Consider the following 22613-nt stretch of genomic DNA (forward strand, 5'->3'; position numbering starts at 1 on the left):
GTCTCGGGGCATTGGATGGAGACAAGCGTTCGGAACTTGCCTCGCTGCTCGACTGTGAAGGGTTCGATGAGAAAGGAATGCTTTTGCTTGCAGCAAACGCAGTAGATTTCTTCAAAGCTGCAGGGCACTTTGACTTCCTTGCGCCGCCGGGCATGGAATTCGTTCAGATCCTGACCGAGAAACAGGGTCTTTTGAGCCTCAATGGCTTTCAATCCGTAGCGCATCCAGTTCCGGACGGTCTGTCTGGAAACCAGATAGAGTGCAATCACGTCTTCGATTGAATAGAGCCAGTGGGCGCGCGCCAGCCGCGCGCTCTTGAGGGTCTGCCGCTTTGCCGGCTTTTCGATAACGGGCGCACTCATGAAGTCACACCCCGCAGCTTCAGGCAGTACTGTTCAATCTCAGCCCGATGCCACCGGGTCGTTCCGGGAGAGAGTACATAGCCCTTTGGGAACTCCGGATTGTTTCTGTTCCACCGCCAAATGGTGGGCACACTCACGGCAAAAAAGGCGGCAACGTTGCCGACTGTCATCCAGGAAGAAAGGACTTCAGCCTTCTTCGGGCCAAGTCTCTGGGGGGCGCCGGACTGCTTTGATTTTGTTTTCAGCCGAGCAAGCGCCGGCCGGGCCGGACGGGAAGCTCTGGGTGACTGTTCGGATGGCGCTTCCGAGATGGAAGGATCAATGGCGGGAAAGAGATCAGTCTGCCGTGCCGCGCACATGCAAGCCTCCTGAGTCGCGCTCGGGTAAACGAGCGGTTTCGGTTGGCGAGCACGTCCTGCGCAAGCTGGTGATGAACCCGGATGAGATAAATGAACCGAGTTACATATTGGGTAGGCACTGCTGCGTTGTCGTGCAAGAGCCTGAGGCGAAAAAAAACGGATTGAACGCCAGGGCTGTGAATAAACCTGTCAACTGATGGGCTGGATGATGGTCTGAGAATTCACGCCAAAAATTGGCGATTGAAAATCAATAACTTATCAAGAAAAATGGCGGAGAGAGAGGGATTCGAACCCTCGGAACGCTTGCGCGCTCAACGGTTTTCGAGACCGCCCCGTTCGACCACTCCGGCACCTCTCCGCGGCACTTAACGACAAACGGGCGTTAAAGTGGCGCGGACCATAACCAAGCCCGGCCCGGCCCGCAAGCCCTGATTTAGGGTGTGAAAAACCACTGTTTGTATGACCGCAGCGGACCGGAAAAACCGGGATTGCGACGGTTTTAATGCAGATTTTGCCGCAATCGCGCAATAATTGAAAAAATAGAAAAAACTACTTAAAATAGAGTTGTGTCGCGCCACTCTTATTAATAAGTTGGCAAAGTAGTAATTGCTCACAATGTATCCAAAAGCGTGTATCGGTGCGTGGAGAGATCTGCGGCCAATGAGCGGAGTACGTCATGTCACTGCAGACCCAAAGTCAGACCGATATCAACACGGTCGACATTCAAAAGCTTCTTGCAAGAACTGACGATAAGGCCTTGATGGAGGCGGACACGGGTTCCCACTACCAGACGGCCTATACATATTTTTATGTTCCAGGGGCCATCGGCAGTGCCCAGAATACCGCGGATGACGCGGGGCTTGGAACGCTCATCCGGCTGGGAGGCTATTCGGATCTCGAAGAAGCTGCCGAAACCGCCGGAACCCTTTCGGTCTATTATCCATCGAGGCACATCGACGATGAGGGCAGTTCCGCCGCGGCTCTTCAAAATGCGGCAAGCGGGAGCCAGGGCATCCTGTTTGCGTGCGACGGCCGCATCCTGTTGAAGACTGCCGAAAGGATGTATTTTGAAAGCGCGGCCTTTCACCACGATGTGGATGGTGATTACGTCGTTGAGGCGACCGGAAATATGTCCCTTTCAACCACAGGGGCCTCAGGGACTGTGGATCTTAAGTCGATCAACGACACGGTTACGATCACCAGCGGCAACAACAAAAGCATTACCATCGACGCGGGTAACGGCACCGGCGATCTTGAGGAGAATGTGAAAACCGCAACCCGCAAAATCGGCGGGGATGAGTATACGGTGACAAAAGGCGCGGCACGCTCCTGGACCGAAGGAACGACCACCAGTTTTTATTGGGGGGCTACGTGCAGTATCAGCGCGGGCGTCGGCTTTTATCTGTCCATGGGCGCTGATATCTTCATAAAGCCGGTGATGTCCTTGTCTTGGACGACGCTTGGCTTGGCCTTTACCGGGGTCAGTGTCAGCTGGACAGGCGTAACAGTTGACCTGGAGGAGGTGTCCATGAAGTTGCGCGGTGTTCAGACAGAATCGCAGATCGTCAATTCCAAGCTGCGCCAGATTAATCATGAACTGAACACCCTGCAGGTTGACATGTCGGATGTATCGGCAACGACGGAGATGCTGAGCGCCCGTGCTGGATACATTGACAGCCAGATCGGCAGCATCAAGGCTGATATTCAGGACATAAACTGCAAGATTTGATCTGGCGTCCCGCGGCACTTCGCCAGCGCCGCGGCTGCCGCGGCGTTTGTTGTGCCGCCCGGCACAGGTGTCTCCTTCCAAAAGAACACAGATTAGAGCCGTTAGCGCATAATCATGGGTAACGGAGCGAGACAATGTATGCCGAAACGATCACGGAGTTGCTGGCGCCAGAGAATGACAACGCGTCTCCAAATGAGGCCGTTGAGACGTCACGGGCCGCCAAAAACACATACATCTATGTTCCAGGCGAGACCGATGAGGAAACCGCAAGCGCAGATGATGTGAGGCTCGGGGCTGTTTTCAGGCTCGGCGAGTATTCGGATCTGGAGGAGTCAGCTCACGCCGCCGGGCAGCAGGCTGCTTATTACCCTGCACAGCATGTGGAAGACGCGGGAAGTACAGACCGGGCGCTCCATACCGCCGATGGTGGAAGCCAGGGTATTTTGCTGGCGTGTGACGGGCGGGTGCTGATCAAGTCGAATGAGAAGATGTATGTCGAAACAGAAGCTTTCCATCAAAGGGCAAACGGACCACTGTCCATCGAATCCGAAGGTCCGATGACGCTAGAGACGACGGGCGCAGGCGCGCCTGTCACCATTGCCTCGGCGCAGGACACCGTAACGGTTCAAAGCGGGCCGTCGAAGGACATCATTCTGGATGCCGGAGACGGAACGGGCGATCTAATTGAAAACGTTGCGACAGCAACGCGCACCATCAACGGCAATGATTTCACGGTCACAAAGGGGGCGACACGCACCTGGCGTGAGGGCTCGTCGACCAATTTTTTCTGGGGTGCAAACACGAATGTTTCGGCCGGGTCCGGATTTTTTCTGTCGATGGGAGCGGACATCTTCATCAAGCCGCTGATGGCGCTGTCCATGACAACCTTGAATGTTGGCATAACGGGTGCAAGCTTTTCCATGACCGGAAAATCGGTCGATCTGAAGGACACGGTGTTAGAGATCCGCGGCATAGAAACCAAAAGCAAACTGGCCGAAAACCGTTTGAATGCAATAGAAAACAACATTACGGATCTTCAGACGGCATCCGTTGACATTCAGGCGAGGGCTACGGGCCTCGAAACCCTCACGACGGACATTGCAGCCTTGTCAACTGGGAATACCAGTATGTTGGCCAGGGTAGTAAATCTCCTCTAGTGCAGGGGCCGCACGGGTGAGCCTGCCCGGACGCCAATGCATAAGGAAGGCCAGGGTGTGTCCGTTTCGGCCGCCTTGGCCACTTTCGCGTTGACTCCAAAGGATTGCTGCGTATAGTGCGGCTCGCTCGAAAAGGTCTGCTTTTCGGGCCTGGCTAGTCGTCCATGGCCTGCTGGGCTTTCATGCTTCACGCAAACCCCGCACAAAAGACCTTGTCCTCTTCAGGGAAATCTGACCGGACAGGCGCCTCAGGTCGACCCGAAAGACAGTTTGGGCACAACGCCCAAACGTGTTCAAAAACGAAAAGAAGGACGTGCGAGACATGTTCGCAGTGATCAAAACTGGTGGCAAGCAGTATAAAGTTGCCGCTGACGACCTCCTGAAGGTCGAAAAACTTGACGCCGAAGCCGGCAGCACCGTGACCTTTGATGAAGTGCTGATGGTTGGCAACGACACGGACACCACTGTTGGTGCCCCGACCGTTGAAGGCGCAAGCGTCGTTGCAGAAGTGGTCGACCAAGGCCGCAACCGCAAAGTGATTATTTTCAAGAAGCGCCGGCGCCAGAATTCCCGCCGCCGCAACGGCCATCGTCAGGCATTCACCCTCGTCAAGGTGACCGATATCCTGACCGGTGGTGCAAAGCCGGCCAAGAAGGCAGCGCCGAAAGCGGCCGCGCCAAAGGCTGAGGAAAATACCGAGGAGGCTGCTGTTGAAGAAGCCGCACCGCTCTTCACCGCCCCGGAAGGCAAGGATGATCTGAAGAAGATCTCCGGCGTAGGTCCGGTTCTTGAGAAGAAGTTGAACGCTCTTGGGATCACTACCTATGAGCAGATCATCAAGTTCTCTGCGGATGACATCGCCCGCGTTGACGAGGTCCTTAATTTCAAGGGCCGCATCGAGCGCGACAACTGGGTTGATCAGGCCAAGGAACTGGCAGGCAACTGAGCCGCTGTTCGAAAGTAACCAGATCTGATTGAGAATTCGAAGAACGAGGAGTTCTAACGATGGCACATAAAAAGGCAGGCGGTTCATCCCGCAACGGCCGCGACTCAGCCGGCCGCCGTCTTGGTATCAAGAAGTTCGGTGGCGAAGCCGTTATTCCGGGCAACATCATTGCGCGCCAGCGTGGCACAACATGGCATCCGGGCACCGGCGTAGGCATGGGTAAAGACCATACCATTTTTGCGACCGTTGAAGGCAAAGTTGAGTTTCAGGCGAAAGCCAACAAACGAACTTTCATCAATGTGGTCCCAGTGGCGGAAGCTGCGGAGTAAAGCCGACGTGAAGTTTCGAAGCGCCGGCGTCCCATAAGACCCCGGCCATTCGAGACAGGTCAGCAACCAGACCAGTCGAAGATTTAAGGGGGAGATGGGACGCCATCTTTCCCTTGATTTGTTTTGGCTGGAGGAAAAAATGGTTGTTGAAAGCGATGGATTGTTAGACGAAAGCAGTCTGGCAGCGGCCCCGTTGCCGCAGGAAGCGGTTCGTGTCCGGCTCAATAAGCCCCGCACGGACGATTTGGCAGATCTGGTGTTTTTGGCCAACAACAAGACCGTGGCGTCCAATCTGTCCACAATGCCGCATCCATTCACCGCCCTGGATGGCCGGGCGATGATTGAAAAGGCTTTGCGCAACCAGGAACTTAATGCCGGTTTCGCGATCCGCCTGAAAACCACCGGCCGGCTTATTGGATTGATCCGTTATGCGAATGTTGAGCCGGGCGGTCCCCTTCACATTGGTTACTGGCTCGGCGAGCCGTTCTGGGGCAAGGGCTATGCAACAGAGGCGGTGCATGCTCTGGTCGACCATGCGTTCACCTATACCGATGCGCAGGAACTGCAAGGATCTTGCAGGGTCACCAATCCGGCCTCACGCCGGGTCCTCATCAAGTCCGGTTTCCAGTACCGGGATCAGTCCATGATCCGGTCGATCGGGGCCGGCGGGTCTGTTCCGATCGAACGGTACACGCTGGAGCGGGCGGTCTGGAAGTCATTGAAAGGATGGGGGCAGGGACTATGACATTGTTGCCGGAGTTGAAAACCCGCCGCTTGGTCTTGCGCCCCTTGCGCGATGAAGATGCTGCGGTCATAGCCGAGTTGGGTGGCAAGGACTTTGAAATCGTACGCTGGCTGACTGGGGCTTCCTGGCCCTATGTCGAAGGAGAGGCCGAGACGTTCGTTTCAAAGATCATCGGATCAGATCCGATGCAAACCGAAGCAGTGTTCGCAATCACGCTGGGTGGGGTCTTCATCGGCGCGGTCGCCATCGAAGCGGCGGGTGATCTTGAAGACCTTCCCGATTTGCCCACGCTTGGCTATTGGGTCGGGCGCGCTTTCCAGGGGCACGGCTATGCCAGTGAGGCTGTGGAAGCCGTGCTCGCATGGGCGTTCGAAACGTATGGGACGGAGGCGATCGCAGCGCGCGTTTTTGAAGAGAACACCCGGTCCCGCGGCTTGTTGCGCAAGTTCGGGTTCAAGCCCTATGCGATGACGGAAAAGTATGCCAAAGCGCTCGACCGGAAGGTCGCCAATGTTGTGGTTTGTCTGCAGCGGTCTGACTTCGAAGCGCTGAGGGTCGGGGGATGACAATGCCGAGCCTGCGCAGCGGCCGACTTTGGCTCCGGCCCGTAACCTCTGCAGATATGGGCCGCATTGTAAGTCTTGTTGGAAACTTCCAGGTCGTCCGCAACCTCGGACGTGTGCCGCATCCCTACACTATGGCGGATGCAAAGTGGTGGGTGAACCAAACCGCCGCTTTCCAGGAAGACGGCGAGCGTGCGGTCGCAATCGATGATGGGACGGGGATGATTGGTGCGGTGTCGTTGGGCAGTCCCGGCGAACAGGCATCCTTGGGCTATTGGCTGGGTGAGCCTTATTGGGGAAGCGGTTACATGTCGGAAGCGGTAGGAACGCTTGTTGACTGGTTCTTCAAGACCAGCGGCGAAACGGAAATATTGTCTTCGGCACTTGATGAAAATACAGGCTCGATCAAGGTCCTGACGAAGACCGGCTTCAAAGCGGCGGGTCCTAAACCCTTGTTCATCCCCTCCCGCGCGAAGACGCTGCCTGCAACAGCTTTCCGTCTTCAAAGATCAGACTTCGAACGCCGGAAAACAGCAGCATGATCGAGGCTTTGGCAACGACAGACCGTTTGGTGCTCCGCATTCCGCGTTTGTCCGATCTGGAAACCTGCGCGCGCTTGCTTGGCGACTACGAAGTCGCCAAAATGCTCGCGCGTGTTGCGTATCCTTACGACATGGAGGCAGGCAAAGCCTACCTCGCAAATGCCGTAAAGAACTGGGGTGATGTTCGTATCGCCCCTGAACTTGCCTTTCACATTGACCGTGAAGGTGAAATGATCGGCTGTATTGGGTTCAAGAAGTTGCAAGAAACCCCTGAACTCGGCTATTGGCTGGGACGGCCCTTCTGGGGCATGGGATATATGCATGAGGCTTTGCCCGCCGCGATCAACTGGGTGTTTGAAAACACCAGCCATGATCTGATCGCAGCCGAGGCCATGACAGAAAACCCTGCATCGCTGAAAGTCATGGACAGGATCGGCTTTCGGACAGTTGGGGAAGTGGGGTGTGCCAGCGCGGCACGCGAGGCAACGCTGCCAGCCATCCGCAAGGAATTGCAGCGCGCGGATTTTGTATTCGGTCTTTGATCAATCTGGTCGGGCCTGAGTTAGGATTAAAGAGAACAAAAATGAAATTCCTCGATCAGGCCAAGATCTATGTACGGTCCGGCAATGGCGGCGCGGGCTGTGTCTCCTTCCGCCGTGAGAAATATATCGAGTATGGCGGGCCGGATGGCGGCGACGGCGGTAAGGGCGGCGATGTCATCATCGAATGCGTTGATGGGCTCAATACGCTGATCGACTATCGCTACAAGCAGCATTTCAAGGCCGAAACCGGCATTCACGGCATGGGCAAGAACCGCACCGGGGCCCATGGCGGTGACGTCGTCTTGAAGGTGCCGGTCGGCACGCAGATTTTCGAAGAAGACAATGAAACGCTGATTGCCGACATGACCGAGCTCGGCCAGCGCGTTGTCCTGCTCAAGGGCGGCAATGGCGGTTTCGGCAATGCCCATTTCAAATCTTCTGTCAATCAGGCGCCGCGCCGGGCAAACCCGGGCCTTGAGGGAGAGGAAAAGTGGATCTGGTTGCGGTTGAAACTGATTGCCGATGCGGGCCTGGTCGGCTTGCCCAATGCCGGGAAGTCGACCTTTCTCGCAACGGTCTCCGCGGCAAAGCCCAAGATCGCGGATTATCCGTTTACAACGCTTCATCCCAATCTGGGAATTGTTCAGATTGACGGGCACAGCTTCGCAATGGCCGATATTCCCGGACTGATTGAAGGTGCCCACGAGGGAACAGGGCTTGGCGACCGTTTTCTCGGGCACGTCGAGCGCACACGGGTTCTGCTTCATCTGGTCGACGGGTCCGGTGAGGAAGATCCCGGCGAAGCGTACCGAATAGTGCGCGGAGAACTAGCTGCTTATGGCGCCGGGCTGATCGATAAGCCGGAAATCGTGGCCTTGTCGAAATGCGACGCCCTGACGGACGACCTGATCGCTGAAAAAAGTGCGTCGCTGGAAGCTGCCTGCGGACAAAAGCCCCTCATTCTGTCTTCCGCATCGGGACTGAATGTGGACCGCGCCTTGCGCATGATTGTCCGCGCGATTGACCGGGACAAGGAAGAAGCGGCCAACCAGGTGCCGGCACCCGAACAAGAAAGCTGGCATCCGTAATGTCATCTTCCCGCGTTCTTTCCGGCTACAAGCGTATTGTGGTCAAGATCGGTTCCGCGCTGCTCGTCGAAGAAGGCGAGTTGAAACGGACATGGCTGGAAGCCCTTATTTCCGACCTTGTCATGCTTGCCGAAGATGGTGCCGAGATGATGATTGTCTCGTCCGGGTCCATTGCGCTTGGCCGGGGTATTCTGGGTCTCTCGAAGGGGCCTTTGAAGCTAGAAGAAAGCCAGGCGGCCGCAGCTGCTGGGCAGATCGCCCTGGCGCAGGCCTATTCGGAAGCTCTTGGAAAACACGGGCGCAAAGCAGGGCAGATCCTCCTGACCCTTGGCGACACGGAAGAGCGGCGGCGCTACCTGAATGCACGCGCCACGATTGGAACGCTTCTGAAACTCGGCGCGGTTCCGATCATCAATGAAAACGATTCCGTTGCCACGTCCGAAATCCGGTATGGCGATAATGACCGGTTGGCAGCCCGGGTAGCCACGATGGCCAGCGCGGATTGCCTCGTCCTCCTGTCAGATATTGATGGCCTTTACACCGCGCCGCCGCAGCAAGATCCGTCTGCGGTGTTCTTGCCCGAGGTGCCCAGAATTACACCGGAGATCGAGGCCATGGCAGGAAGTGCGGGCTCTGAGCTCTCGCGCGGCGGTATGAAAACAAAGATTGATGCCGGCAAAATCGCCACGCAATCCGGCACCGCCATGGTGATCACGTCCGGCAAGGAACTCAACCCGCTCAAGCGGTTGGCAGGCGGCGCCCGGTGCACCTGGTTTCCCGCCCTGGCAACGCCCGGCAATGCCAGAAAGGCCTGGATTGGCGGGACACTGGAGCCACGTGGCGAAATCATTTTGGACAATGGTGCGCTTGCTGCCCTCAAGAAGGGCAAAAGCCTTCTGCCGGCTGGGGTGACCCGGGTAGCTGGCGTCTTTACCCGCGGCGATGCTGTGCGCGTTCTGGCGCCGGACGGGAAGGTCATTGGTCGCGGGTTGATTGCTTATGATGCCGATGAAGCGCAGCTGATCACCGGCCGCAATAGCCGCGAGATCGAGGCAATCGTTGGATATCCGGGCCGGGCTGAAATGATCCACCGGGACGATCTTGTCCTGGAAGATGCGTTCTTGAACGGAACACGATAAAAGGGCATCCGGGCCGACCGGTGCAGATGGAGTTTGAAGGCATGCTGGAACGTGTTGAGGCAATGACAACCGAGGCGCTCATGGCCGATATCGGGCAGCGGGCCCGGGCCGCCGGACGGATCCTTGCAACAGCTCCAGGTGAGGTAAAAGACCGGGCCTTGCGTGCTATGGCGGCCGCAGTCCGCGAAGCGGCTCCGGAGATCTTGGATGGGAATGCGCGGGACGTAGACGCCATGAAGGCCAATGGCCAAACAGCGGCGTTTCTTGATCGTGGAACATTGACAGAAGAGCGGATTGAGGCAATCGCAGCCGCGCTGGAAGATATCGTTGCGCTCAAGGACCCGGTCGGAGATGTCATTGCGGCCTGGGAGCGTCCAAACGGATTAAAGATTGAACGCGTTCGCACGCCCTTGGGGGTGATCGGCGTGATTTACGAAAGCCGCCCGAACGTGACTGCGGATGCCGGGGCGCTTTGCCTCAAGGCCGGCAATGCCGTTGTTCTGCGCGGCGGCTCCGACACGATCCATTCCAACCGCGCCATTCATGCTTCCTTGCAGAAAGGTCTGGCTGTGGCAGGTCTTCCGGAAGACGCCATTCAGATCGTCCCAGTCACAGACCGGGCGGCTGTCGGCGAGATGCTGAAAGGCCTTAACGGCAATTTGGATGTGATTGTCCCGCGCGGCGGGCGCAGCCTGGTGGAACGTGTTCAAACGGAAGCGCGCGTTCCCGTTTTTGCTCACCTGGAAGGCCTGGTTCATATATTTGTCGACAAGTCTGCGGATCTGGACAAGGCCGTTGCGATTGTCAAAAACTCAAAGCTGCGGCGGACGGGTATTTGCGGCGCCTTGGAAACCTTGCTGGTGCATAAGGATATTGCCGGAAGCCACCTCCCGGCCATCTTGGATGCCTTGAACCAGGAGGGATGTGAAATCCGCGGCGATGATGGCATCCGTGCCTTCGGTCCCGGAATTCTTGAGGCAACGGAAGAAGACTGGTCGACCGAGTACCTGGATAAAATCCTGTCCGCGATGATCGTTCCGGATCTGGATACGGCGATTGCCCATATCGCGAAATACGGCTCCAATCACACGGATTGCATCATCACGGAAGACCAGGCTGCCGCGGACCGCTTTCAGGCTGAAGTCGATTCGGCCATTGTCCTGCACAATGCGTCTACGCAGTTTGCAGATGGTGGTGAATTCGGGATGGGGGCGGAAATCGGGATTGCCACAGGGCGGATGCATGCGCGCGGCCCGGTTGGTGTCGAGCAGCTCACCAGTTTCAAATACAAGGTACATGGGACAGGCCAGACGCGGCCATGAGTCCTTTGAATCTTGGCAGCGGACTGGATCGCGATTGGCTCAAACTGCCGCATTGTGAGCCCGGAAACCGGATTGGCATTTTCGGCGGGTCATTCAATCCCCCGCATTCCGGTCACCGGCTGGTTGCCGCAACGGTTCTGAAGCGGCTCGGTCTGGATCAAGTCTGGTGGTTGGTGACGCCGGGCAATCCACTGAAGAGCCACAGCGATCTAGCGCCGCTGGAAATGCGCCTGCACATGACCAGCGCACTTGCGGATCACCCGCGCATGAAGGTAACCGCCTTTGAGACGGTTCTCGGCACGCCCTATACGGCCAAGACCTTGTTGGCCTTGCGGGCCATGCGTCCGGCAGTGCGATTCGTTTGGGTGATGGGCGCCGACAATCTTGCCAGCTTCCACAAGTGGCAGGACTGGCGCCAGATTGTCGGTTCTGTTCCGGTTGCTATCGTCGACCGTCCTGGGGCTTCGCTGTCCGTATTGTCCTCACCCATGGCAAAAAGCTTTGAAAAATATAGGCTTCCTGAGGAGCGCGCGGCGCGCCTGCCGGACATGACTGCTCCAACCTGGACCTTTTTACACACACCCTTGGACCAAAGCTCGTCCACGGACCTGCGGCAACGGCAGGCATAGTAAACACAGGGTTTTCCAAGAAATTTCCGATGTCTTGAAAATGCCAAACGGGAAGCGGTATTATAGGGGCGGCCGTGATGGGCACGGCCATGCATCGGTCAACCGGTTCCGTACCCAAAACGGGTGACGTGTGCAGTCGGACGTAACGGTTCGTGACGACGTTGGATACGGACGGATAAACGGCGAAAGGCAATACACCTGACCATGACCCTTGATAGCGGGCGGGCACCAGTGTCCTCCCCTCTGCAGGCTTCCGTAGGCGCAGACCTTGCGGCAGACCTCCTCGATGCGGTCCTCTCCAGTCTCGAAGACTCCAAAGCTGAGGACCTTGTTACCCTCGACATCGCAGGCAAAAGTTCGCTGGCCGATCACATGGTGATCGTGTCCGGGCGCTCCCATCGGCATGTGGGTGCGATCGCGGATCATTTGTTGCGGGATCTGAAAACCGCTGGAGCCGGAACGGCGACGGTGGAAGGCCAGTCCACATGCGATTGGGTGCTGATCGATGCGGGAGACGTGATCATTCACATTTTCCGTCCGGAGGTTCGCGGTTTCTACAATCTTGAAAAGATGTGGGCGCCAGAGACGGACGAAGCACCGCAATATATCGGGTAAAACGGAAGCGGCAGGCCCCGATGCGGGGCCAGCCTGTTCCGGTTCTAATACGCAGACAAAAACCGGAAAGCGTTCCGGCGGAGCTTTTATGCGCTTTACCCTCGCATGCGTCGGCAAGATGAAGGCCGGCGCAGATAAAGACTTGTTTGACCGGTATATGGAACGCGCCCGGAAATCCGGAAAAGGCCTGGGCATCTCGGGTCTTGAGCTCAAGGAGTTTCCGGAAAGCCGCCAGCAAAGACCTCAGGACCGGAAAAGCGATGAAGCTTCATTGATTCTCCAGTCTTTACCGCCAGCGGCCAAGCTGGTTGTTCTTGATGAGAACGGTCAACATCTGTCCAGCGATACCTTTTCAAAAAAGCTAGAGGCCTGGAAGGATCAGGGTGTTCCTGAGGTATTCTTCGCTATTGGGGGTGCCGATGGTCACGGCCGGGAGCTTTTGGAGCGGGCGGATTTAAAACTCGCCCTCGGTGCCATGACCTGGCCTCATCAAATTGCCCGGATCCTGCTGGCCGAACAGATTTACCGCGCCATGACCATCCTCTCCGGGCATCCTTATCATCGGGTTTGACACCGCTGGTCTAGCTGTAATTTGCCGCAATATGAGGTCGCGCTTTGTCGAATGCTCCTGTCCTGGAAACGGAACGCCTGCACTTGTGCCCGATGACGATGGAGCACTGGCCGGACTATTTTGACTTCATGACGTCAGACCGCTCTGCCGGGATGGGTGGGCCTTTCGATGCAAAAATGTCCTGGGCACTTTTTTGTCATGACACCGCGCAATGGTCCTTGATGGGGCACGGCGCTCTCATGATCACAGATAAGCAGTCCGGTATGTGTTTCGGGCAGGTTGGCATCAATCATGGGCCTTTGTTCCCGGAGCACGAGTTGGGCTGGTTGGTCTATCCGCAAGCCGAAGGCAAAGGTCTGGCGTTTGAAGCTGCCCGGCGCATGGCAACCTGGGCCCGCGACGAACGGCAGCTGCCCTCGCTCGTCAGTTATGTGGATCAGGACAACATTCGATCCCGAAAGCTGGCGGAGCGGCTGGGGGGAGTTCTGGATCCGAGAGCCGCCCGGCCAGAGCCGGAAGATCTTGTCTACCGGCATTATTGATTGATCGGAGAGATAAATTGGCTTCCGAATGGCCGGCTCCGCTTGAGCAACTCAACCTTGGGAATTCTGGGAAAGGCATCCGCGTGACATGATGTCACCAGCACCGCTGCCTGCGTGTCGCCGTATTCGGCACGTACCACGGCAAAGTGATCGCGGGTTGCGAAGGTTTCCGATGTCCGGAGGCATCATGGTAAACTCTTCGTTAACGGGCGCCGTATAACGCTGTCACTTGATTTATTGGGAGCAGTGACCGGTTTGGTGGAGGATTGCAGCAAGGGCATGCGGCCTGAACGTAGCGGTGTTGGGCGGAACGCCTGGCTTTTGCGCATCGGGATGGTATTCGCCCTGAGTTTCGCAGCGCCGGCGCTTGCCACAGACAGCGCATATGAGACGGAACAGGCTGCGCGCACCATATCTGCGGAAGTCGACGCTGCGCTGGAGCGCAAGTCTCTCCGGGAACAGGAACTGGCTGCGTTGACGCGCGATATTGATCTGTCCACAGATCGTCAGGCAGCCATCGCACGTGAAATCCGGTCGCTTGATCGTGACCGCGAAACACTGAATGCAAAGATCATCAACACGGCCGACACCATCAAAGGGCTTGAAACCGAATTGACGGACACTGAACGGCGCCTACGTAGTCTTGGAGAAAATGAGGACGCCGTTCGCATGTCGTTAATCGCAAGGCGCGATATTTTGGCCGAAGTTCTTGCAGCCCTTCAACGTCTTGGGAAAAGACCTCCACCCGCCCTGGCGGTACGGCCCAGCGATGCTTTATCGGCGGTCCGCAGCGCGATTCTCTTGAATGCGGTGATGCCCGAACTCAAGGTGGAAACCGAGGCACTTGCTGCAGATCTTGCCGAGTTGAACAGGCTCAAATCGGTGATTGCAGACGAAAAGAAGCGCCTGCGCGGCGATGCGATGCGATTGGCTGAGGAAAAGTCGCGGCTGGAACTTCTCTTGAGTGCCAAAAGGCAGGAACATCAAAAATCAGTGCGGACGCTCGAGACGGAGCAGGCCCGCGCACAGGAATTGGCAGCGCAGGCTGGGTCCTTGAAAGAGCTTATTGCCACGCTGGAAGAAGAAATTGCCAGCGCCCGCGAGGCGGCGGAGAAGTCGCGGCAAGCGGCTTTGGAAAACGAGCAGACAGCCTCGCGCAAGTTTGACCCGTTTTCTGATCCTGCCAGACTTGCGCCAGCTGTGGCATTCGAAGAGGCTAAGGGCAAGCTGCCGCTTCCTGTTGCCGGGACCTTTTTAAAGGACTTCGGACAGGAAGATGAATTCGGCGGTGTGACGGAAGGTCAATCTATTGCCACAAGGCCAGGGTCTAATGTGACTTCACCGGCTGACGGATGGGTGGTTTATTCAGGACCGTTCAGGTCATTCGGCCAGCTCTTGATCCTGAACACCGGAGACGGGTACCATGTGCTCCTGGCCGGAATGGACCGGATAGATGCAGAGTTGGGGCAATTCGTTCTCGCCGGCGAACCGGTCGGTGAGATGGGCGCAACCCGGTGGGCAAGTGCGTCAACGTTTGGCATGGGCTCGACCCAGCCAATATTGTATGTTGAATTTCGGAAGGACGGCCGTGCGATCGATCCCGCATCTTGGTGGGCTCGCACAGAAGAAGAAAAGGCTCGCGGATGATACGGAAAGCTTCCCTGCTGCTGGTGGGTGCCCTCATGGGGGCGGCTGCAGTCACGACACTGTCCCAAATGCCGTTCAACGTTTCAGGAGCTGCCAATGCTGCTGCAACGGATACGTACCGGCAGCTCAATCTGTTTGGTGACGTTTTTGAACGGGTGCGGTCAGATTATGTTGAGGTCCCGGACGACGCACAACTGATCGAAAGCGCCATCAACGGGATGCTCACGTCCTTGGACCCGCATTCCAGCTACATGTCCCCCAAGAGCTTCCGGGACATGCAGGTGCAGACTCGCGGCGAGTTCGGCGGTCTTGGCATTGAAGTGACCATGGAAGATGGTCTGGTGAAAGTCGTCTCTCCGATCGACGAGACTCCTGCAGCGAAAGCGGGTGTTCTTGCAGGAGACTTGATCACCTATATCGACGGCGAACAGGTTCAGGGCCTCACCCTCAACGAAGCCGTCGAGAAGATGCGCGGGCCGGTTAAGACCGATATCGTGGTCACCATCCGGCGCTCGGGCGTGAATGAACCGATCGATATCACGATTACCCGGGATATCATTCGCATCCGCTCGGTCCGCTGGCGTGAAGAAGACGACATCGGGTATGTGCGCGTCACACAGTTCAACGAACAGACCTTCGATGGCCTCAAGAAGGGCATTGAGGAAATGTCGGAAAGCATCGGGGATGACAAGCTGAAGGGCTTCGTGATCGATCTGCGCAACAATCCGGGCGGTCTGCTTGATCAGGCGATTGCCGTATCGGACGCCTTCCTCGACCGGGGCGAAATCGTCTCCACCCGCGGCCGGGAAGCGGACGAAACCCAGCGCTTCAACGCGCGCGCCGGTGACCTGACGAACGGCAAGCCGGTCATTGTTCTGGTGAATGGTGGTTCCGCTTCAGCGTCTGAAATTGTGGCGGGTGCACTGCAAGACCATCGCCGGGCAACCATCCTCGGGACGCGGTCTTTTGGTAAGGGCTCCGTGCAGACGATCATTCCGCTTGGCGCAAACGGCGCGATCCGGCTGACCACGGCCCGCTACTACACGCCGTCTGGAACCTCTATCCAGGCCAAGGGGATCAATCCGGACATTGAGGCTCTGCAGGAGCTGCCGGAGGATCTGGTTGGCCGCGTGGACACCAAGGGCGAAGCTGGCTTGCGGGGCCACCTTGAGGCTGATGGCGAAGAAGAGTCCGGCAGCCAGGCCTATGTTCCCTCCGACCCTGACGAAGACACACAGTTGAACCTGGCGTTTGATCTGCTCCGCGGCGTTCAGGTGAACAGTGCCTTCCCTCCGGTGTCAGACAGCGCCGCTGTCAAAAACTGACAAGAAAACTGTGCGCCGCTTGGCGGCGCACATTTACCTTTCCGCCTTGTTCTGCGTATCACAAAAACAATGAAGTGCAGCCGGTAGTCCATCGGCTCCAGGACCGTAGGCAAGATGTCGAGCGAAGACCTTTCAGCTCCCTTAGGAATGGGCAAGAGACGCCTGGTGCGTCTTCCCTTCGGCTTGATCGGTGCGGGCATCTTCAGCGTGATCGCGGCGACAACTCTCATCTGGATCATGGTGGTTGACGATCCGCTGGGCGGTGAGCCGGTTGCCGTTCTCCCTCTGGACAACATCGTCGAAGGCGTCACCTCTCAGGATATCGAGGTGGTCGAAATCCGGCCGACCGTTGGTGGGGACCTTGGGCCGAACCTGCGTCCTCAAATCAGTGGCGATCTGCTTGGCCCGCGCTATCAGATGATCATCCGGCCGGATGGCCTCGGCCCCGATGCGCCGCTCAACAGTCTCTCAATCAACCCGGACCCGCGTGTGAGCGAACGGTCTGACTACGGTTTCCTGCCGAAAGTCAGTGACGCGGGCGTGCGCCCGCTTGATGCCTATGCCCGGCCCATCGTCACCGAGTTTTCCTCCATTCCCAAGATTGCGGTCATCATCAACGGTTTGGGTCTAAGCGAAACCGGAACCCAAAATGCGATCGACAAGCTGCCGGCCGAGGTGACGTTCGGGCTTGCGCCCTATGGCGGGGACCTTGATCTTTGGATGCAGCAGGCGCGCACCAAGGGTCATGAGCTGGTTTTGCAATTGCCGCTGGAGCCGTTCGATTTTCCGGACAATGATCCCGGCCCGCACACGCTGCTGGTCAGTTTGCGGCCGGACGAGATGCTTGACCGGCTTGCCTATCTGCTCACACGGGTCACGAACTACGTGGGTGTGATCCCGGAAATGGGCGCTCGGTTTACGTCCACTGACACGTCCATGCAATTCCTCCTTGAAAAGCTGGAGGAACGGGGTTTGGCGTTTTTTGACAACGGCACCTCGTCCCGCAGTGTCGCCGGCCAGGTGGCCGACAAGGTGCGTATTCCTTTTAGTGCTGTTGATGTGGTTCTGGATGAAGTGCCGCGCGAAAGCAGTATTGATGCAAAGCTGTTGCAGCTTGAGGGGGTCGCCCGCGCACGCGGCGTGGCTGTTGCGGCCGGATCGGCCTTGCCGGTCACCGTACGCCAACTGGAAGAGTGGAGCCGCAGTCTTGAACAGCGCGGATTGCTACTTGTACCCGTCAGTGCCACGATCGACAGGGACGAGTAGCACGTTTTTAAACAGGTGGATTTGTGACAAAAGTCGATTTCGGGTCCGGTTTTCCAACGCCGGCTGAGGGCCTTCCCTACCGGCCATGTGTCGGCGTTATGTTGATCAATTCAAGCGGTAAGGTATGGATCGGCAAACGGTCTGACGGGTCTTCCGACCGCAACGCCTACGAGTTTGCCTGGCAGATGCCGCAGGGCGGTATCGACAAGGGGGAGGCGGCCGAACCGGCTGCGCGCCGCGAGCTTTACGAGGAAACATCCGTTTCTTCGGTTTCGCTTCTTGAGGAAGCGCCCGATTGGTTCGCCTATGATTATCCGGACGAGGTCATCCGGACGACACGGAAGGGCAAGTATCGGGGGCAGGCCCAGAAATGGGTCGCCTACCGTTTTGACGGGCGCGATGACGAGATCAACATCTTGACGCCGCCTGACGGGCATTCGCCGGAGTTCTGCGAGTGGCGCTGGGAGGAGGCCAGCCGACTTCCGGAGTTGATCGTTCCCTTCAAAAGGCCCGTTTACCAGAAAGTCATTGCCGCTTTCTCGCATCTGACGGTCTGAGTCCCGGCGCTTGCAGTTTTCCTAAACCGGCAGGTTTTGAAAACCGGCTGTCGTTTTTCAAACAGACATCCCTCTGGTGCAGCGATAAACTCGTCCCAATGATATGATTTGGGAGGTACGCCAATGTCTTTCGGCAAGGGGCTTTCACGGAAGCCGTCCCAGCCAAAAGGGCGTCAGCTTGATGATGGTGCGCATGGCGAGGTTTTGGCACTGCTTGGAGACGAGCCGCGCCGGCGTGATCTGCTGATCGAGCATCTGCACAAAATCCAGGATGCTTTCGGCTGCCTGGAAGCCAGGCACCTGCGGGCGCTTGCGGAAGAAATGCGGCTTTCCCAGGCTGAAGTCTATGAAGTCGCCAGCTTCTACCACCATTTCGACATTGTGCGGGAAGGTGGGCAAAAACCTGCGCCGCTTACGGTCCGGGTGTGCGACAGCGTCAGTTGTGCGCTCAAGGGCGCGGACGCGCTTGCTGCGGCGCTGGAAGGTGGCGTTGATCCTGCCCGCGTCCGGATCCAGAAAGTGCCGTGCATAGGCCGGTGCGCCCAGGCCCCTGCGGTGCAGGTGGGCAAGCGGGCTGTCGACACTGCATCCGAAATGTCAGTCCGGGCCGCCCTATTTGAAGGGGCGGTGGACGCGGCCATCCCAGATTATACCCGCTTGGCGGACTACCGCTCCAATGGCGGTTACCGGCTGCTTGAAAAGGTTCGCTCCGGCGAGTTCGGTGCTGAACAGATTGCAGAGCAGCTTCTGAGCGCCGGATTGCGTGGATTGGGCGGTGCGGGCTTTCCAACGGGCACTAAGTGGAAAATCGTCAATGATCTGCCCGGCCCGAAATACCTGACGATCAATGGCGACGAGGGAGAGCCCGGTACCTTCAAGGACCGTTTCCATCTGGAGCGGGATCCCCACCGGTTGCTGGAGGGTGCATTGATTGCAGCTCACGCGATCTCTGCGGACCGGATCTACCTATACATGCGGGACGAATACCCTGCGGTTCTGGATATCTTGAAAGCGGAGATTGCAGCCCTTCGGGAGGCTGGGATCATCACGTCAATCGATATCGAGCTGCGCCGGGGCGCGGGGGCCTATATCTGCGGTGAAGAAAGCGCGATGATCGAGTCGATTGAGGGCAAACGGGGACTGCCACGCCATCGCCCGCCCTTCATTGCGCAGGTTGGTCTCTTCGGCCGCCCGACCCTCAACCACAATGTCGAAACGCTGTTTTGGATCAGGGACATTGTTGAGAAGGGGCCTGAGTGGTTTGCCGCGCAAGGGCGCCGCGGGCACAAAGGGTTCCGGTCGTTCTCCGTGTCCGGGCGGGTCAAGGAACCGGGCGTGAAGCTGGCCCCGGCCGGCGTCACCATGAACGAGCTGCTCGGAGAGTTCTGCGGTGGCATGGAAGATGGTCACACCTTCAAGGCCTATCTCCCGGGCGGCGCGTCGGGTGGCATTTTGCCCGCGTCCCTTGCAGATGAGCCGCTTGATTTCGGGACACTCGACAAGCACGGATGCTTCATCGGCAGCCACGCAATTGTTGTATTCTCCGATCAGGACGACATGCGGGACGTGGCACTCAACCTCATGCGGTTCTTCAAACATGAAAGCTGCGGTCAATGCACTCCGTGCAGGTCTGGCACCGAGAAGATGGAGCATCTCCTCGCGCATGGTGACTGGGACAGGGAGAAGATCGCGGATCTGGATGCAGTGATGCGCTCGGCCTCGATTTGCGGGCTGGGCCAGGCCGCCAGTAATCCTATTGCCTCGGTTCTAAGGTTCTTCCCGGAGGAGTTTCAGCAATGAGTGCGATCACGTTCTCTCTGGATGGCCGGGATGTAACCGCAGAAGCCGGTGAAACAATCTGGCAAGTGGCTAAACGCGAAGGCGTCGCCATCCCGCATCTGTGCCACAAGGATGCGCCCGGATACCGCTCCGACGGCAATTGCCGTGCCTGCATGGTGGACATTGAGGGAGAGCGGACCCTTGCGGCTTCCTGCATCCGGACCCCGGCGGAAGGCATGAAGGTTCACACCGCGACCGAACGGGCCTCCAAGGCCCGCGAGATGGTTTTTGAATTGCTCGCCGCCGACCAACCAAGCCGTGATCAGCATCCCGATCCGGAGAGTGATTTCTGGACATGGTCGGATGCCATCGGCGTTGCGGACAGCCGGTTCGCACCATGCGAAAAACCCGCGCAGGACGTGTCCCATCCGGCGATCGCGGTTAATCTCGAGGCGTGTATCGCCTGCAATCTGTGTGAACGGGCGTGCCGCGAGGTTCAGGTTAATGACGTGATCGGCATGGCAGACCGTGGATCACATACAGTCCCTGTCTTCGATCTTGCTGATCCCATGGGGCTTTCGACATGTGTTGCCTGCGGGGAGTGCGTGGAGGCCTGTCCGACTGGCGCGCTGATGGAGAAAAGCCTTCTCGATGAGACGGCAAAGCGGCGCGAAGTGTATGCAGAGGAAACAGTCGACAGTGTCTGTCCCTTCTGTGGCGTCGGCTGCCTGACATCGGTCAACGTCAAGGATGGCAAGATCGTCAAGGTTGATGGCCGCAACGGGCCTGCCAATGAAAACCGCCTCTGCGTCAAAGGCCGTTTCGGGTTTGATTATGTCGCCAGCCCGCAACGTTTGACCAAGCCGCTGATCCGGCGGGAGGATGCTCCGAAGCGGGCAGATCTTTCGTTGACAGCTGACAACTACCTGGACGTGTTCCGGGAAGCTTCCTGGGACGAGGCTTTGGACCGCGCAGCTGATGGTCTGAGCAAGAGTTTCAAGGACAAAGGCGGTGCTGGCATCGCCGGCTTTGGTTCGGCCAAAGGATCGAACGAGGAAGCCTACCTGTTTCAGAAACTGATCCGGCAGGGTTTTCAAACCAACAATGTCGATCATTGTACCCGCTTGTGCCACGCGTCATCGGTGGCGGCGCTGATGGAGGGCATTGGATCAGGTGCGGTCACGGCCCCGTTCACGGCCGCGGCCGAAGCGGATTGCATGATTGTGATCGGCGCACGTCCGGAACAAAACCACCCGGTGGCGGCCACCTATATCAAGCAGGCTGCAAAGAACGGAACCAAGCTGATTGTGATGGATCCGCGTGGCCAAGGCCTGATGCGTCATGCCGATTACGGCTTGAAATTCAAGCCGGGCACGGATGTTGCCATGCTGAACGCCATCCTCAACGTGATCATTTCCGAAGAGCTCTACGACGAACAGTATATTGCAGCTCATGCGGACGGCTTTGAAACGCTGAAGGCAAAGATCGTTGACTTCACGCCCGAGGCCATGGAGCCGGTTTGCGGGATTGCAGCAGAGACTTTGCGTGAGGTGGCCCGTCTTTATGCCACCAGTCAGAAATCGATCATTTTCTGGGGCATGGGCGTTTCCCAGCACGTACATGGAACCGACAATGTCCGGTGCCTGATCGCCATGGCCCTGACCACCGGACAGATCGGCCGTCCCGGCACAGGGCTTCATCCGCTACGCGGCCAAAACAACGTGCAAGGGGCGTCGGACGCCGGTCTCATCCCCATGGTCTTCCCGGATTACCGTCCGGTGGAAAATGCGGATATCCGGTCGGAGTTTGAAGATGCCTGGGGGCGCACACTGGATCCCGTAAGGGGCCTCACCGTTGTTGAGATCATGGATGACATTCTCGCGGGCGGTATTGAGGCGATGTACATCCAGGGTGAAAACCCGGCTATGTCCGATCCGGACCAAAACCACGCCCGCAAGGCGCTCACTACGCTCAAGCATCTGATCGTTCAAGATATTTTCCTGACCGAAACCGCGTGGCACGCCGATGTGATTTTGCCTGCCTCGGCCCATGCCGAAAAGCTCGGCACCTATACCAACACCAATCGCCAGGTGCAGATTGGCCGTCCATGTGTGCCCATGCCGGGAGACGCGCGCGCGGATTGGCAAATCCTCATCGATTTGGCAAACCGGCTCGGCCTCAACTGGACCTACGACGGCGTGCCTGCCATCTATGAGGAAATGCGCGCGTACATGGCCTCACTCGCTAATATCTCCTGGGACCGCCTTGAGCGCGATGGCACCGTCACCTACCCGGCGGACGGACCGGATGAACCGGGCAACGAGATCCTCTTTGGCCAGTCCTTCCCCACTGCCGATGGGCGCGGGAAGATCGTCCCGGCGGATCTGGTCCCGCCGAGCGAGCTGCCTGACGCCGATTTCCCGCTTGTTCTGACGACCGGCCGGATGCTTGAGCATTGGCATACGGGTGCCATGACCCGGCGGGCAACGGTCCTCGATGCGATTGAGCCTGAGCCTGTCGTCTCCATGAACCCCCGCGATATCTCGGCACAGGGGCTGGAAACCGGTCAGGAAGTAACAGTGGAAACGCGCCGGGGCGCGATCACGCTCACGTTGCGCGCCGACCGGGATGTTTCCAAAGGCATGCTGTTTATTCCATTCTGCTTCTTTGAAGCCCCCGCCAATTTCCTGACCAACCCGCAGCTGGATCCGTTCGGGAAAATTCCGGAGTTCAAGTTCTGCGCCGCGCGGATCGCGCCGGCGCATCACAGGCAAGCTGCTGAATAGCGTTGCTTGAGTCGCGGTGCCCGGCACAACTGAACGATGCATGAAAAATGGGCCGCAAACGCGGCCCATTTTT

General features: G+C 57.9%; 22 protein-coding genes and 1 tRNA gene. 21 read left to right on the plus strand and 2 right to left on the minus strand.

Translation table 11 applies throughout. From position 1 onward, the window contains the following. Both E1180_RS08250 and E1180_RS08260 read right to left on the minus strand, forming a co-directional pair. Positions 1 to 362: hypothetical protein (locus tag E1180_RS08250; RefSeq protein WP_208997014.1), on the minus strand; the 362-nt coding region annotated here is incomplete at its 3' end. A gap of 627 nt (positions 363 to 989) precedes the next feature. Continuing rightward, a tRNA-Ser gene (locus E1180_RS08260) sits at positions 990 to 1079 on the minus strand. Between the two features lie 318 nt (positions 1080 to 1397). Here E1180_RS08260 and E1180_RS08265 point away from each other — a divergent pair. From E1180_RS08265 to fdhF, 21 genes are all read left to right on the plus strand, one after another. Further along, positions 1398 to 2450, plus strand: a complete 1053-nt coding sequence (locus E1180_RS08265; RefSeq protein WP_155190710.1) for a hypothetical protein — start codon at positions 1398 to 1400, stop codon at positions 2448 to 2450. 134 nt (positions 2451 to 2584) lie between these two features. Continuing rightward, positions 2585 to 3607, plus strand: coding sequence for a hypothetical protein (locus tag E1180_RS08270; protein ID WP_155190711.1), 1023 nt, complete (start codon positions 2585 to 2587; stop codon positions 3605 to 3607). Positions 3608 to 3929: 322 nt separating this feature from the next. Next, the gene (locus E1180_RS08275; RefSeq protein WP_155190712.1) at positions 3930 to 4553 is read left to right on the plus strand and encodes a 50S ribosomal protein L21; all 624 of its coding nucleotides are present in this window, start codon (positions 3930 to 3932) and stop codon (positions 4551 to 4553) included. A gap of 59 nt (positions 4554 to 4612) precedes the next feature. Continuing rightward, on the plus strand, positions 4613 to 4882 hold the full coding sequence (rpmA, locus tag E1180_RS08280; RefSeq protein ID WP_155190713.1) for a 50S ribosomal protein L27: 270 nt from the start codon (positions 4613 to 4615) through the stop codon (positions 4880 to 4882). Positions 4883 to 5021: 139 nt separating this feature from the next. Beyond that, positions 5022 to 5627 (plus strand): GNAT family N-acetyltransferase, encoded by a 606-nt coding sequence (locus E1180_RS08285; RefSeq protein WP_208997015.1) that lies wholly within the window; start codon positions 5022 to 5024, stop codon positions 5625 to 5627. Beyond that, a complete protein-coding gene (locus E1180_RS08290) occupies positions 5624 to 6193 on the plus strand; it encodes a GNAT family N-acetyltransferase (RefSeq protein ID WP_155190715.1) in 570 nt (189 codons plus the stop codon). The genes E1180_RS08285 and E1180_RS08290 overlap by 4 nt, the downstream gene beginning before the upstream one ends. A 2-nt stretch (positions 6194 to 6195) precedes the next feature. Then, entirely contained in the window at positions 6196 to 6732 is a 537-nt protein-coding gene (locus E1180_RS08295) for a GNAT family N-acetyltransferase (RefSeq protein WP_196220564.1), read from the plus strand. Further along, the gene (locus tag E1180_RS08300) at positions 6729 to 7274 is read left to right on the plus strand and encodes a GNAT family N-acetyltransferase (RefSeq protein WP_155190717.1); all 546 of its coding nucleotides are present in this window, start codon (positions 6729 to 6731) and stop codon (positions 7272 to 7274) included. The genes E1180_RS08295 and E1180_RS08300 overlap by 4 nt, the downstream gene beginning before the upstream one ends. A 41-nt stretch (positions 7275 to 7315) precedes the next feature. Further along, positions 7316 to 8362, plus strand: a complete 1047-nt coding sequence (gene obgE, locus E1180_RS08305; RefSeq protein WP_155190718.1) for a GTPase ObgE — start codon at positions 7316 to 7318, stop codon at positions 8360 to 8362. After that, positions 8362 to 9501, plus strand: a complete 1140-nt coding sequence (gene proB / locus E1180_RS08310) for a glutamate 5-kinase (RefSeq protein ID WP_155190719.1) — start codon at positions 8362 to 8364, stop codon at positions 9499 to 9501. The genes obgE and proB overlap by 1 nt, the downstream gene beginning before the upstream one ends. 41 nt (positions 9502 to 9542) lie before the next feature. After that, positions 9543 to 10823, plus strand: coding sequence for a glutamate-5-semialdehyde dehydrogenase (locus E1180_RS08315; protein ID WP_155190720.1), 1281 nt, complete (start codon positions 9543 to 9545; stop codon positions 10821 to 10823). Continuing rightward, a complete protein-coding gene (locus E1180_RS08320) occupies positions 10820 to 11452 on the plus strand; it encodes a nicotinate-nucleotide adenylyltransferase (protein WP_155190721.1) in 633 nt (210 codons plus the stop codon). Before E1180_RS08315 ends, E1180_RS08320 begins: the two co-directional genes overlap by 4 nt. 204 nt (positions 11453 to 11656) lie before the next feature. After that, positions 11657 to 12067, plus strand: coding sequence for a ribosome silencing factor (rsfS, locus tag E1180_RS08325; protein WP_155190722.1), 411 nt, complete (start codon positions 11657 to 11659; stop codon positions 12065 to 12067). A gap of 88 nt (positions 12068 to 12155) precedes the next feature. Continuing rightward, a complete protein-coding gene (rlmH, locus tag E1180_RS08330; RefSeq protein WP_155190723.1) occupies positions 12156 to 12638 on the plus strand; it encodes a 23S rRNA (pseudouridine(1915)-N(3))-methyltransferase RlmH in 483 nt (160 codons plus the stop codon). A gap of 44 nt (positions 12639 to 12682) precedes the next feature. Then, on the plus strand, positions 12683 to 13180 hold the full coding sequence (locus E1180_RS08335; protein WP_155190724.1) for a GNAT family N-acetyltransferase: 498 nt from the start codon (positions 12683 to 12685) through the stop codon (positions 13178 to 13180). 279 nt (positions 13181 to 13459) lie between these two features. After that, a complete protein-coding gene (locus tag E1180_RS08340) occupies positions 13460 to 14827 on the plus strand; it encodes a murein hydrolase activator EnvC family protein (protein WP_208997016.1) in 1368 nt (455 codons plus the stop codon). Further along, on the plus strand, positions 14824 to 16152 hold the full coding sequence (locus E1180_RS08345) for a S41 family peptidase (RefSeq protein ID WP_155190725.1): 1329 nt from the start codon (positions 14824 to 14826) through the stop codon (positions 16150 to 16152). Before E1180_RS08340 ends, E1180_RS08345 begins: the two co-directional genes overlap by 4 nt. Positions 16153 to 16266: 114 nt before the next feature. Further along, on the plus strand, positions 16267 to 17418 hold the full coding sequence (locus E1180_RS08350; protein WP_208997017.1) for a divergent polysaccharide deacetylase family protein: 1152 nt from the start codon (positions 16267 to 16269) through the stop codon (positions 17416 to 17418). 23 nt (positions 17419 to 17441) lie between these two features. Next, the gene (locus E1180_RS08355) at positions 17442 to 17975 is read left to right on the plus strand and encodes an RNA pyrophosphohydrolase (RefSeq protein WP_283404625.1); all 534 of its coding nucleotides are present in this window, start codon (positions 17442 to 17444) and stop codon (positions 17973 to 17975) included. 123 nt (positions 17976 to 18098) lie between these two features. Then, on the plus strand, positions 18099 to 19775 hold the full coding sequence (locus E1180_RS08360; RefSeq protein WP_155190726.1) for an NAD(P)H-dependent oxidoreductase subunit E: 1677 nt from the start codon (positions 18099 to 18101) through the stop codon (positions 19773 to 19775). Then, a complete protein-coding gene (gene fdhF / locus E1180_RS08365) occupies positions 19772 to 22540 on the plus strand; it encodes a formate dehydrogenase subunit alpha (protein WP_155190727.1) in 2769 nt (922 codons plus the stop codon). The genes E1180_RS08360 and fdhF overlap by 4 nt, the downstream gene beginning before the upstream one ends. Positions 22541 to 22613: the final 73 nt, after the last annotated feature.

Source organism: Roseibium denhamense, from assembly GCF_009711415.1.
Classification (GTDB): Bacteria; Pseudomonadota; Alphaproteobacteria; order Rhizobiales; family Stappiaceae; genus Roseibium; species Roseibium denhamense.